The sequence below is a fragment of the Streptococcus suis genome, assembly GCF_016775005.1.
In the GTDB taxonomy this organism is placed as follows: domain Bacteria; phylum Bacillota; class Bacilli; order Lactobacillales; family Streptococcaceae; genus Streptococcus; species Streptococcus suivaginalis.
The window spans coordinates 257,578-270,296 of the sequence record NZ_JAEUXI010000004.1 but is presented as its reverse complement, the minus strand read 5'-3'; the positions used below and the strand labels follow the sequence as shown (position 1 = coordinate 270,296).

Sequence of the window (12,719 nt, the reverse complement as noted above, 5' to 3'; positions counted from 1 at the left end):
GGCAATGAAATTAGTCGTCAAACCATCCTCAACGGTCGTGACGGTAAGAATTCGGAAGTCACTGTTACACCAGGTACAGATCAAGATGGCAACAGCGGTCAAACAATTACCATTGTTAAACCAGACGGCAGTCGGGAAACCACCTTTATCCGTGATGGTAAAGATGGTAAGGACGGAATAGATGGCAAAGACGGTAAATCACCTCTAGTTGAACAAATTGAAGTTCGAGAAGGTGACAAAGTTATCGGAACAACAATCATCATCAAGGATGGTGATGGCAATGAAATTAGTCGTCAAACCATCCTCAATGGTCGCGACGGTAAGAATTCAGAAGTCACTGTTACACCAGGTACAGATCAAGATGGCAACAGCGGTCAAACAATTACCATTGTTAAACCAGACGGCAGTCGGGAAACCACCTTTATCCGTGATGGTAAGGACGGAATAGATGGTAAAGATGGTAAAGATGGTAAAGATGGTAAAGACGGTAGAGATGGTAAAGACTGTGGTTGTGTACCAACCCCACCAGTTGTACCAACGGTACCAGTCGTACCAACTCCACCAGTCGTACCAACGACACCAGTTGTACCAACTCCACCAGTCGTACCAACGACACCAGTCGTACCAACTCCACCAGTCGTACCAACGACACCAGTTGTACCAACTCCACCAGTCGTACCAACGACACCAGTTGTACCAACTCCACCAGTCGTACCAACGACACCAGTTGTACCAACGGTACCAGTCGTACCAACGACACCAGTTGTACCAACGGTACCAGTCGTACCAACTCCACCGGTTGTGCCAACGACACCGGTCGTACCAACTCCACCAGTCGTACCAACGACACCAGTTGTACCAACGACACCGGTCGTACCAATCCCACCAGTTGTACCAACTCCACCAGTCGTACCAACGACACCAGTTGTACCAACGGTACCAGTCGTACCAACGACACCAGTTGTACCAACGGTACCAGTCGTACCAACTCCACCGGTTGTGCCGATACCATCAGTTCCATTTGTTAATCCAAATATTCCAAGCCAACCGAGGAATCCAAAAGTTGTCGTAACGCCTGGGATTGATGTTACAGTATTACCAAGTACGGGTGAGTCGGACACAACACTTGTATTGATTACTTGTGGAAGTGCTCTCTTAGCTAGTTTATCTTTTGTGGGAGCTGTCGTAAGAAAAGATGACTAAAACGTGAAATTTTCAAGTAACATTGGTTATATTTATTAACAATTACTATTTTTCACTATTTGAAAAGAGAGGACAAAATTTGTTCTCTCTTTTTTCGTGTTAAAAACACCAAAATATAAACCAGTTAATTACTAACCAGTTGACTAATAAATGATAAAATTATATACTTAACTGGTGAATTATTTTTGCGTTGAAAGAAGGAGAAAATGGTGAATATGAAAGGGAAGTTTTTTCTAGCAGGAATTTCTCTTATGTGTGGACTGACACTTATGGCTTGTCAGCAAGAACAGTAGGCACAAGAAATTAGCACATCGCTTGACCAGCATCAGGCTCAAAAGGAAGACATTGTTTATGTGGTTGCTGCCTTAAGTGAAGATGGATACGTATTGGTTCATGGGGACCATCAACATTTTGAAAAGGGTTCTGTACCTTATGAAGCGAAATTCTTAAAGGAAACACTTTTAGATGATTCAAGCTACAGATTAAATGAAAGTGATATTCTTTATAAAGTTCGGACAGGCTATATTATTCGTGTTAAGGGGAAAATTTATTACTATCCTAAAAAAGCTGGAGATGGAATTGTTTCTTTGGAAGAGGCGAGAAAGTTGACCGAAAATAATCCAGAACATGATCATCACCATCATGATCACGGCCATGACCATGAATCAGAAAGTCAGTCTTCAACAAGTCAGACAGGAGTTGCTGGAATTGACAGACCAACCACAGATGGCTTTTTATTGACAGATGAAAAACAAGTGGAAAGTAAAACAGCGACAGGTATTGTCGTGCTGCATAATGGTCACAGGCATTTTATTTTTTATGGCGATTTGAAAGGGAGCAAGTGGGAATATCTGATCCCAGTTGGTATGGATTTCACCAAGCAATCGGATTTTCGAGCAGATTCTCGGGTATCTAGTGCATCCCATCAAGATCATTATCAATTTAACCCAGCAGATATCATAGCTGAAGATGCAAATGGCTACACAGTTCGACATGGAGATCATTACCATTATATTTTAAAACAAAATAGGGGAGTAGTTGCTAATGGTCCAGTAACATCCACAATAAATCCTATTCATACTATAGAAGTTGGACAGCCACATCAACCTGTAGTTCCTGTGGTACCAAGGATTCAAGCAATTGCTGGGCTTGATTACCCGACTAGTGATGGTTTTTTGTTTGATGGAAAAGGTATTATCGGTCAAAATGCCTTAGGCTTGCTTGTTCAGCATAAGGGCCATACCCACGTCCTTAGAAAAGAAGACCTTGCTCGATCAAAATGGGCTTATCTCTTGCTAACCAATCCTCAAGCTGACTCAGAGGCGCTAGACAATGACAAGAGTGAAGCTAGTGATTCTACAAGCAATCCAATTACAGTTGATGATAGTAAGTGTCAGGAATCCTTGGTACCATCAAAAGAAGATGCAGTGATTACCACCAAGCGTGACTATCTTGCCCAGGCACTTGGTTTACCTGTAAGTTCCATTAGTCTTTTGGATACTCCGCAGGGCCAAGCCTTTATGTATCCGCATGGGGATCATGATCATCTGGTACTTTTGAAAGATATTGATTTAACCAAACCGTTTAAAAGCAACGAGGATTTGGAAAGAAAAATCGACTACATTTCTAAGGTCTATGGTGTACCAAAAGAAGCTATTCGAGTTTCAGATACGACCTTTAGCTTCAATGATCCTAGTCACGCCTATGATCCGACTCATGTGCATCCATATGTGATCTTACGGTCTATGTTAGTCATTCCAGAGGTGACTGGTGATCCGGAAATGGACTTTGAAGCGGAGCTTTTGGCGGTAGCCAAGCGGACAGGTATTGCACCTTCTAAATTGATAATCCGAGATAAGAAGTTCACTCTTCCACATGGAAGTCATGATCATGTTTTACATATTCAAGCAGTGGATGGCATCGAACCTTATCTTGCTAATAAATTACCAAGTATTGTAGGAAGTTACCGAGAGGGAGAGTTTGCTCGAGTGATCGTAGATCAAGAAGTGGATCGTTTGCGTCAAACTGCGCTTGAAAAATATGGTCAAGCGAGCAAGGAATACCGTCGTATTGAACGAGCTTTGGAGGAGTTTTCAAGCCATTTAGATGAATTGGTTACCAATTCGACGGAAGGTTATCTTGCTATGTTGACTCAATTTGAGAAGGTTCATATTTTGAAAGAAGAGACCAGCCGTCATGAAGATCAAGCTGATAGCCTTTATCAATCAATTCTTGAAAAGATTCGCATGTTAGATACTAGCAACTTGCCAGTTAATAAGGAAGAATTGACCAATCAACTCAATCAAGCCAGTCAGGATAAAAACAGGCAGTCATTGCTTAATTTAGAGCATATCTTGCAAGAGTTGAAGCATTTCCAAGACCGTCCAGATATCACGGCAATGGAGTATATGGATTACATGCTTATTCAGTTGGATCAAACGTATCTGTCACCTGATTTGCGGGAAAGATTGGCAGGCACCTTAGATCGTCTGTTCCAAGCAACCTTGGGAGGAAATAGTACCGTCAAACCTTTGGATTTGTCCAAAGAATTGGTGGAAGTGAAAATCGCTCTCCATTTTGCAAAGGTCGCTCATCAAACCTACCCTATTCAGACTAGTCCTGCATCAGAAAAACTGCAAGTAAATAGGGCATTTATGGAGGCATTTGTAGCAGACATCCGCGAGATGTTTACAAGACAGATGACCTTCCCAGATATTGTAGAGCAAGTACAAGATGAAAAAGCGCTTGAAGAGACCGAACCAGGTTCCGAGGCAGAAAATCAAACTTATCAGGACCTCCTTGCTTTGTTGAGAATGACCAATCTAACTGGGACAGCAACGTCACAGACTTTTTGGGTGGAACGAATTAATCAGGCTAGTCTCAAGAGAGATGAGAAAGAGTTGGCTAGAATTTCCCATAGTTTGAAGGAAATTCAGCAGTTCCAAGATCGAGCAGAAATTCGATTGATGGAATACATGGACTACCTTTTGGCGCGAATTGACAGTCCGTATCTGAAGCCAACCACTCGCCAAGAGGCAGCTCGTCTCATTAATCAGATTTATGGCATGGTTGTGAGAAGAGAATTGGCAGCTAGTCCTATTTTGTTAGCTGAAGACTTGATAACCAGCAGCATCGCAATGACTAATGATATCAAGAGTCAGGTTCAGCAGCAGTTGGAAATGTCTGAAGAGTATGGTGTCTTGCAGATGAATCGTCTGGAAATGAATATGTTTGTCGAGGGGACTAGAGACTTCTTTGTCAATTCTTTGAGTTTGCCAGAAATTGTATTGGTGGAAGCAAATCAACCAGCCCTAGTTCAACCTATCGAAGTAGAAAGTGCACCAGCTGAGATTCATCCGAGTCATGCACAAGCTTCAAGTTCTACAGAAGCATCAGAGGTTTCAAATGCAACTAATAATCAAGTGCTAGCAAGTCAACCTGAAGCAACTTCTGAAGAATCAGCTTCAACAGAAACTCCTACATTCACTGAAAATGAAGGTGAGACTGAAAAACCTAGCCAACCAGCACCATCAACCGAAACGAAAGCTCCAAGTTCCCCTATAGAGGATCATCTGGAAACCACTGATGAATCAAGTGAGGAAGACATCGAGTTATCCGATGAAGATCTAGAGTGGTTATCCGATATTTTCGGAGAATATACAAGTTCAGTTTCTGAGGAGGACAATGAAGACATTGGTTTGACTTGGAAGCCACTAGGGAGTTTGTTAGATTCTTTTGAAAATGAATCAGCTTACTAGACACTTCGAACCAATTTCTAGTTTTAAGACTTCAGAAGAACAAACAACAGCCCCATCAAAGATGGGGCTGTTGTGGTGCACGAATAAGGAGAAGAGGCTATGCCCAAAACTTCTCTGCAATTTCTTGGCCTTGTTTAATTTTCGCCCATTGTTCTGGGATGGCCAATTCATTACCTGAATCACATGAGGCGAATCCACATTGATGTGACAAGTAGAGACGCTCTTTTGGAATAATCTTGCTTGCTTCTTCCAAGAGACGGAATACACGTTCTTCATCGTCTAGGTCAGTTGTTTTACTAGATAGAAGACCTAAGACAACTTCAACATCTTTATCACGCAAGCTTTCCAAAGCTTTTAAATCACCAGCTCGTTCATCATCCCATTCTAGGAAGAAGCGGTCATATTGCTGGTCACGAAGGAATTTCTCTGCAATGGCTTCATAAGTTCCGCCAGCAGCGTGCCGACTTTCATAATTACCACGGCAGTTGTGTGTCCAAACTGTTAGACCCAAGTCATGACCGATAGCGATGACAGCGTTGTTGATGGCTACGAATTCATCAGCAAGTGCAGCCAAGGCTTCTGGATCATCCTGTGGGAAGAATGGAACAGGGTTTGCGGGGTCAAACAATTCCCAAAGGCAGTCATCGAATTGTACGATTTCACCACCTGCTGCCTTGTAGTCCGTCAGAAACTCCTTGTAGGCTTGGATCAAGCCTTCTTTCAAATCTTCGCGTGTTTGATAGACTTGGTCAGGACCAACTTGACCATTGAAGACAGCAATTTCTGTAAAGGCGTGTGCTGGTCCCCAAACTGTCTGTTTGGTAGCGGCATCACCAGCCTCAGCTTTGACAATCTTGTAGATGTCAATGAAATGATGATTTTTACCAGACAATTTATCGACGATACGTAGACCGATATCTTTACGGGTTTCATAGATATTCCCATCATGGTCCTTGAAAGGGTAACCATGCTCAGCGATGTAACGCTCAATGCCATGCAAGCCCCAGGCAAAATCAAGGTGCCACATAGATTTTGAGAACTCACCGTCTGTTAGATAAGGAATACCATGTTCTTTTTGCTCCGCAATCACAGACTTGATATCTGCCAGTTCTGTTTCTTGGTAGCCTGCAAAATCTTGGTAAAATGGATAGGAGATGTCATCTCGTACTTCAATCTCGCGCTTGTATTTTCCTAAGTCAGATGGTCGTAGCAAGGAACCAACTAATTGAAATCTAGAACTTGTCATATCATTTCTCTCTTTCAAAGTGATGGTTTTATTCTACCTGAAACTCTCCAACTTGAAAAATAGTTAAATAGTCAACAAATATATAGTTCTAAACTATAGGTAAAGCTTTCTTTTTTGTGATTTTTGATAAATTTACTTGGGAAGCAAGGGGACTTATGGTATAATCTAGAGTGCATTTTTATGGAAAATGGAAGGAAAGAACTACTTGAAAAAGAATCAATTATTACTAACTACCTTGGGAATTGTGATGCTTGGGGTCGTCATGCGTGCTCCCTTTACAGCTTTACCGGCTATTTTAACGGATGTTGCTGCAGATTTGGGAGTAAACGTTAGCTCGTTAGGCATTTTAACCTCTATCCCCTTGATTATGTTTGCCTTGTGCTCTTCTTTGGCACCAAAGTTAGCTGAAAAGTTTGGGATGGAAAAACTCATGGCGATTGTATTGTTTGTCATGGTTATTGGATCAGGGATGCGCATTTTGGGACTCCCATTCCTATTTTTAGGAACTGTCATTGTTGGTGCAACGATTGCTTTCATCAACGTTTTGTTACCTAGCTTGGTAACAGCTAATTTTCCAAAGAAAATCGGGCTTTATACGACCATCTACATCACCCTGATGGGGGTAGCAGCAACAGTTGCAGCGATGATTGCTGTGCCAATTGTATCAGCAAGTTCTTGGCAGTTCTTTGTCCTTTTAATCACAGGCGTAGTCTTTTTGGCATTTATTATTTGGTTGCCTACGACGCGCAACAATCACCGCTTTGAGGCTAAAGAACAGAATCAGCAAAGCAGTTCCATCTGGAAAAATAAGGCAGCTCTGGCCTTTCTGATGTTTGGTGGATTGCAGTCGGTTCTCTACTATACAGAGATTACCTGGTTACCAACTATTTCCCAGTCCGTTGGTTTTAGCAAGGCAGAAGCAGGACTGATGGCTGGTTTCTTCAATATGACAGCCATTCCCATGTCCATGATTATCCCAGCCATCCTCTCTCGTCAAAGCAAGGAAATGCGTCGGAATATCATGCTAGCTATCTCGTCAGCGACCCTTGTCGGTTTGGTGATGATGGCCCTTATTCCAGCCAATTTTGTTCTCTGGTCAGCACTCCACATCATTCTTAGCTTTTCAAATGCTGCCCTCTTCCCTTACATGATGTTGGGCTTTACCTTGAAAACTAGCAACAGCCAGGCGACCGCTCAGTTATCTGGTATGGTACAGACAGGTGGCTACTTGATTGCTGCCTTTGGTCCAGGTCTTCTTGGCTATAGCTTCCCTCTGTTTGGAAGTTGGATGCCTTTAATTCTGGCACTAGCAGTCGTGACCATTTCCATGATGTGGACCATTGTCCTGATCGAAAAAGAAGATATCATTGTCTAAATGTATAGGTTGGCAACTGCCAGCCTTTTTTTATGTCTGTTATCTTTGACGAGTAGACTAGAAAACTTTAGAACTCCTAATAGGAATTCAGATTAAATAGGCCACAACCTTGAGATGACATGTTTTAACAATTTAAAATACGCAAATACATTGAAATGACATGTTTTAAAAATTTAAAGTATGCAAATGCATTGAAATGACATGTTTTAACAATTTAAAATACGCAAATGCATTGAATTTACATGGTTTAAAATGCAAAAATACTCAAATGCATTGATTTTACATATTTAAAAATTGTTTTTCCTGTAACAACAATGTATTTACGTGTTCTAAACATTTATTTTTAAGTTTTCAGAAATGAAACTGTTCGTAAAAAAACCTATCTCGTATAGGAGATAGGTTTTTAAAGCGATCTGAAAAGACAAGTCAAGCTTTCCTTTTCAAATAAGTGTTTTCTAATTAGTGTGCGACACGTTTGCGCGCGGCTTTTTTACGGTTTTCTTCGATGAAAGCCTCTTTTTTCTCTTCTGGTTCAATGATAGTTTTATGAACGGTGAAGATAGCACCTGCGGCAAGAGCAACGGTTGATAAAACGCCAGTTAAAAATCCTTTACCAAAACCTTTAGCCATAGTGAATTCTCCTTTACTTGTGTTATAATAGATTTTAGCGAAAAAACAAAATATTTTCAAGGAAAAAGATGAAAACAAAAGTAATTGTGGTCATTGGACCGACAGCGGTAGGAAAGACTGCCTTAGGCATTGAGTTGGCCCAGCGCTACAATGGAGAAATTATCAGCGGTGATAGCCAACAAGTCTATCGCAAACTAGATATTGGTACGGCAAAAGCTAGTCCTGAAGAGCAGGCTGCTGCGGTCCATCACTTGATTGATGTCCGAGATGTGACCGAGGGCTATTCGGCTTATGAATTTGTAGCAGAAGCCAAGACCTTAATTGCTGACATTACTAGTCGTGGAAAGCTCCCCGTTATTGTTGGAGGAACTGGACTTTACATTCAGAGCTTGCTTGAAGGCTACCATCTGGGCGGGCAGGTTGATCAGGAGCAAGTTCTTGCTTATCGGGCGGAACTCGATAATTTGTCTGATGAAGTGTTGGAAACAATGGCAGAGCAGTCAGGTTTGACAGTCGAGGGAAACAGCCGACGGAGAATCATTCGTGGGTTAGAGTTGAAAAAATTTGGCAAAAACTTAGAAAATACAGAGTCAGAATATGAGCCTCTTTACATCTGCCTGACGGATGACAGACAGGTTCTTTACGACCGCATCAATCAGCGAGTGGATAAGATGGTGGCGACGGGCTTACTAGATGAAGTTAGCTGGCTCTACCAAGAACATCCCCAAGCCCAAGCTGCTATGGGAATTGGCTACAAGGAGTTTTTCCCCTACTTAGCAGGTCAAATCAGCCTAGAAGAAGCAGTTGATAAGGTAAAGCAAAATAGCCGCCGCTTTGCCAAACGTCAATTGACCTGGTTTAGAAATCGCATGCAGGTTCCCTTTTATTCAGTGGGCGAGCCAGATTACAAGTCACAGATTTTCACCGCTGTGGAGGAATTTTTAAATGATTGAAACCCAGAAAGAACAAGAACGCGCCCTCCTGGTTGGAGTGGAATTACAGCAGACAGACAACTTTGACATGTCCATGGAGGAGTTGGCAAGTCTGGCTAAGACGGCTGGCGCTCTGGTCAAGGGAGTCTACACTCAAAAACGTGAAAAATACGACAGCAAGACCTTTGTTGGCTCAGGGAAACTAGAAGAAATTGCCCAGATGGTCGAAGCTGATGAGATTGATACCGTCATTGTCAATAACCGACTGACACCCCGTCAGAATGTCAATTTGGAGGAGATTCTGGGGGTTAAGGTCATCGACCGTATGCAGTTGATTTTGGATATTTTTGCCATGCGAGCACGGAGTCACGAGGGTAAACTGCAGGTCCACTTGGCCCAGCTCAAGTACATGTTGCCACGCTTGGTTGGACAAGGTATCATGCTCAGCCGTCAGGCGGGTGGTATCGGCTCTCGTGGACCAGGTGAAAGTCAGTTGGAGCTCAACCGTCGAAGCATTCGTAATCAGATTCACGACATTGAACGCCAACTCAAAACGGTGGAGAAGAACCGAGCGACTGTCCGTGAACGCCGCCTGCAATCAGGCGTGTTCAAAATCGGCTTGATTGGCTATACCAATGCTGGTAAGTCCACTATTATGAATGCCATGACGGATAAGCGACAGTACGAGGCGGACGAACTCTTTGCGACACTTGATGCCACGACCAAGCAGATTAACTTGGCTGACAAGTTCAACGTGACCTTGACCGATACGGTTGGTTTTATTCAGGACCTGCCGACTGAGTTGATTTCTGCCTTCAAATCCACCTTGGAGGAGTCCATGAACGTGGACCTCTTGCTCCATGTCATCGACGCCTCTGACCCCAATCACAGTGAGCAGGAGCAGGTAGTCTTGGATATTTTAAAAGACCTGGATATGCTGGATATTCCTCGCTTGGCCCTCTACAACAAGTTGGACAAGACCGATGACAGCTTTACCCCAAGTCAGTTTCCTCATGTCATGCTGTCCGCTAAGGATGACAATGCCAAAGGCCATATACAGATGATGGTCTTGGCCAAGATTAAGACCATGTTTGAACGATTTGAGGTCAGGGTACCACTTGCTGAAGCCTATAAATTGCATGATTTGGCAACTATGGCACTGATTGAAAATCGGACCTATGAAGAGGATGTGGAAGTGGTATCAGGCTATATCGCTCCCAGCAATAAATGGAAGTTGGAAGAATTTTATGACGGATTATCTTGATTTGGCAATGAAATACGGTGGCTTTACCAGTCTGGACAAGGTCTATCTGGCGAAGAAATTAGCCGATTTGACTGACCAACAAAAACTAGATTTTATTACGCCACCGCCCTCGGTTATCAATGCCTATTTTGCGGAAATCTACCAGAAACAAGGAGCAGAAGAGGCGACGGACTACTATCTCACTCTATCTCAGCAGCTCTGCCTTTTTCCAAAAGAACCCAGCTTTGATGAAGACAAGCCCTTTGTCCGCCTGAATTTATCAGGCAAGTCTTTCGGATTTACCTATGTGTCGGCGGACGGTCTGGCTCAGGTTTTTTCGGAAGGAGTAGAGGAAGTAACGGATAGCTTGCTCTTTGAAATTGCCCAAGTCTTTCCCCACTATGTCGTCTTTGTGGAGGAGGGCAAGATTTTCATGAAAGCCAATCCCTTTGAGGACGCCGAGTTAGAGGAAGTTGAAACAGACTATCTCTTGACCCAGGTGGAAAAGGCAAAAGGTTTGGTCAAGATTTCTGGCTTTAATCAGGAAGAAGTGCTGGAAGTAGCGGAAGGTTTTTCTGGTCAGTTATTTTTTGCCTGGTCGGGTCGCTCTGCAATTTTATATATAAAACATTAGAAAGTAAACAATGCAAATTCAATTTTTAGGTACGGGGGCTGGTCAGCCCTCCAAGGCTCGAAATGTATCCAGTTTGGCCTTGAAACTCTTGGATGAAATCAATGAAATTTGGCTTTTTGATTGTGGAGAAGGAACTCAAAATCAGATTTTGGAAACTTCTATTCGTCCGCGAAAAGTGTCAAAGATTTTCATTACCCACTTGCATGGGGACCATATCTTTGGGCTTCCTGGTTTTTTATCGAGCCGTGCTTTTCAGTCCAGTGAGGAACAAACAGATATTGAACTGTATGGGCCAGAGGGAATCCGTTCCTATGTATTGACGAGCCTGAAGGTATCAGGAACGCGACTTCCCTATCGCATTCATTTTCATGAGTTTGAAGTGGAGACGGTTGGTCAGGTCTTAGAAACCGATAAATTCATGGTATTCGCTGAGAAGTTGGACCATACTGTTCCATGTGTTGGCTACCGTGTTATTCAAAAAGATTTAGAAGGTAGTCTGGATGCGGATGCCTTGTTGGCAGCAGGTGTCCCTTTTGGTCCCTTGTTTGGACAGATTAAAAATGGCCAAAATGTGATTCTTGAGGATGGCAGAGAGATTATTGCTAGTGACTATCTTTCTCCACCACGACCTGGTAAGGTGGTGACCATATTAGGCGATACACGCAAGTGCTATGCTAGTGTGCGTTTGGCAGTTAATGCTGATGTATTGGTTCATGAGGCAACCTACGGCAAGGGAGATGAGCAAATCGCTCGAAAACATGGACACTCGACCAATATGGAAGCTGCTCAGGTTGCCAAGGATGCAGGTGTCAAACAGCTGCTTCTCAACCACATTAGTCCTCGATTTTTGGCCAAGGATGTTAGCCAGTTGAGAAATGATGCCAGCAAGGTTTTTGATCATGTTCATATTGTTAAAGATTTAGAGGAAATCGAAGTATGAGAACCATTCTGATAACAGGTGCTTCTGGCGGCTTGGTACAGGAAATTGTACCTTTGCTCAAAGATGATTTCTTGATTTTATTAGGACGAGATGTAGAGAAAATCGAGCAACTCTATACCTTTCATGACAAGAAGGCTGTATTTGATGTGGATATCCGAGATGAAGCAGCTCTGACGGCATTCTTTGAGGAATTGGATAGCCAGTTTGGGCAGATTGATATCTTGGTCAATAATGCAGGCTATGCCATTTACGATGATTTTGAGAATTTTTCCAGCCAGCAGGTGCAGGCCATGTTTGATATCAATACCTTTGCCTTGATGACCCTATGTCGTTTGGTGGGCAAGCGTATGAAGGCTAGACGGAGTGGGCAGATGATCAATATCATTTCCATGTCAGGTTTGATCGCATCAAGCAAGTCATCCGTTTATTCTGCGACCAAGTTTGCGGCTATGGGATTTTCCAATACTATTCGCTTGGAATTAGCCCAGTATGGTGTGACAGTTACTACGGTCAATCCAGGTCCAATCGCAACCAGCTTTTTCGAACAGGCTGACCCGGATGGAAGCTATCAAGAGAGCGTCAAGGCTTTCTTACTCCAGCCAGACTATGTTGCCAAGAAGATTGTTTCAGCTATGGGCAAGAAGAAGCGGGATATCAACCTGCCCTGGACCCTGGCAGCAGCTCATAAACTCTATACGCTTTTTCCAAGACTAGCGGACTTTCTTGCCAGCACGGTTTTTAATTATAAGTAGCAGAAA

At 42.9% G+C, this 12,719-nt stretch carries 10 protein-coding genes; 8 read left to right on the top strand and 2 right to left on the bottom strand.

Going from position 1 to position 12,719, the window contains the following annotated elements; all coding sequences use genetic code 11:
* A partial coding sequence (locus JNG37_RS06330) for a collagen-flanked surface repeat-containing protein (protein WP_449276436.1) occupies positions 1-1,203 on the top strand: 1,203 nt, incomplete at its 5' end.
* Between the two features lie 353 nt (positions 1,204-1,556).
* Positions 1,557-4,961 (top strand): pneumococcal-type histidine triad protein, encoded by a 3,405-nt coding sequence (locus tag JNG37_RS06325; protein ID WP_158455295.1) that lies wholly within the window; start codon positions 1,557-1,559, stop codon positions 4,959-4,961.
* A gap of 97 nt (positions 4,962-5,058) precedes the next feature.
* Here JNG37_RS06325 and JNG37_RS06320 read toward each other — a convergent pair whose 3' ends face one another.
* The gene (locus JNG37_RS06320; protein WP_158455293.1) at positions 5,059-6,207 is read right to left on the bottom strand and encodes a cobalamin-independent methionine synthase II family protein; all 1,149 of its coding nucleotides are present in this window, start codon (positions 6,205-6,207) and stop codon (positions 5,059-5,061) included.
* 247 nt (positions 6,208-6,454) lie between these two features.
* Here JNG37_RS06320 and JNG37_RS06315 point away from each other — a divergent pair, with 247 nt between their 5' ends.
* The gene (locus JNG37_RS06315) at positions 6,455-7,582 is read left to right on the top strand and encodes an MFS transporter (RefSeq protein WP_187321601.1); all 1,128 of its coding nucleotides are present in this window, start codon (positions 6,455-6,457) and stop codon (positions 7,580-7,582) included.
* A 459-nt stretch (positions 7,583-8,041) separates the two neighbouring features.
* Here the strand turns inward: JNG37_RS06315 and JNG37_RS06310 are convergent, their stop codons facing one another.
* Positions 8,042-8,212, bottom strand: coding sequence for a DUF3042 family protein (locus tag JNG37_RS06310; RefSeq protein WP_032502441.1), 171 nt, complete (start codon positions 8,210-8,212; stop codon positions 8,042-8,044).
* A gap of 68 nt (positions 8,213-8,280) precedes the next feature.
* Here JNG37_RS06310 and miaA point away from each other — a divergent pair, with 68 nt between their 5' ends.
* Genes miaA through JNG37_RS06285 form a run of 5 tightly spaced genes read left to right on the top strand, consistent with a single transcriptional unit; the run spans position 8,281 to position 12,713 of the window.
* A complete protein-coding gene (miaA, locus tag JNG37_RS06305) occupies positions 8,281-9,165 on the top strand; it encodes a tRNA (adenosine(37)-N6)-dimethylallyltransferase MiaA (protein ID WP_158455289.1) in 885 nt (294 codons plus the stop codon).
* Positions 9,158-10,408, top strand: coding sequence for a GTPase HflX (gene hflX, locus JNG37_RS06300; RefSeq protein ID WP_158455287.1), 1,251 nt, complete (start codon positions 9,158-9,160; stop codon positions 10,406-10,408). Before miaA ends, hflX begins: the two co-directional genes overlap by 8 nt.
* Positions 10,392-11,021: a cystathionine beta-lyase gene (locus JNG37_RS06295; protein WP_158455285.1), complete on the top strand. Its 630-nt coding sequence runs from the start codon at positions 10,392-10,394 to the stop codon at positions 11,019-11,021. Before hflX ends, JNG37_RS06295 begins: the two co-directional genes overlap by 17 nt.
* A gap of 10 nt (positions 11,022-11,031) precedes the next feature.
* Positions 11,032-11,961 carry a ribonuclease Z gene (gene rnz, locus JNG37_RS06290; protein ID WP_158455283.1) on the top strand — a complete coding sequence of 310 codons (930 nt, stop codon included), beginning with the start codon at positions 11,032-11,034 and terminating at the stop codon, positions 11,959-11,961.
* Positions 11,958-12,713, top strand: a complete 756-nt coding sequence (locus tag JNG37_RS06285) for an SDR family NAD(P)-dependent oxidoreductase (RefSeq protein WP_158455281.1) — start codon at positions 11,958-11,960, stop codon at positions 12,711-12,713. The genes rnz and JNG37_RS06285 overlap by 4 nt, the downstream gene beginning before the upstream one ends.
* Positions 12,714-12,719: the final 6 nt, after the last annotated feature.

Bases quoted from the DNA above. Each gene is read 5' to 3' on its own strand.
- JNG37_RS06320 (WP_158455293.1), bottom strand. From the start codon at position 6,207: ATGACAAGTTCTAGATTTCAATTAGTTGGTTCCTTGCTACGACCATCT.
- JNG37_RS06315 (WP_187321601.1), top strand. From the start codon at position 6,455: ATGCTTGGGGTCGTCATGCGTGCTCCCTTTACAGCTTTACCGGCTATT.
- JNG37_RS06310 (WP_032502441.1), bottom strand. From the start codon at position 8,212: ATGGCTAAAGGTTTTGGTAAAGGATTTTTAACTGGCGTTTTATCAACC.
- miaA (WP_158455289.1), top strand. From the start codon at position 8,281: ATGAAAACAAAAGTAATTGTGGTCATTGGACCGACAGCGGTAGGAAAG.
- hflX (WP_158455287.1), top strand. From the start codon at position 9,158: ATGATTGAAACCCAGAAAGAACAAGAACGCGCCCTCCTGGTTGGAGTG.
- JNG37_RS06295 (WP_158455285.1), top strand. From the start codon at position 10,392: ATGACGGATTATCTTGATTTGGCAATGAAATACGGTGGCTTTACCAGT.
- rnz (WP_158455283.1), top strand. From the start codon at position 11,032: ATGCAAATTCAATTTTTAGGTACGGGGGCTGGTCAGCCCTCCAAGGCT.
- JNG37_RS06285 (WP_158455281.1), top strand. From the start codon at position 11,958: ATGAGAACCATTCTGATAACAGGTGCTTCTGGCGGCTTGGTACAGGAA.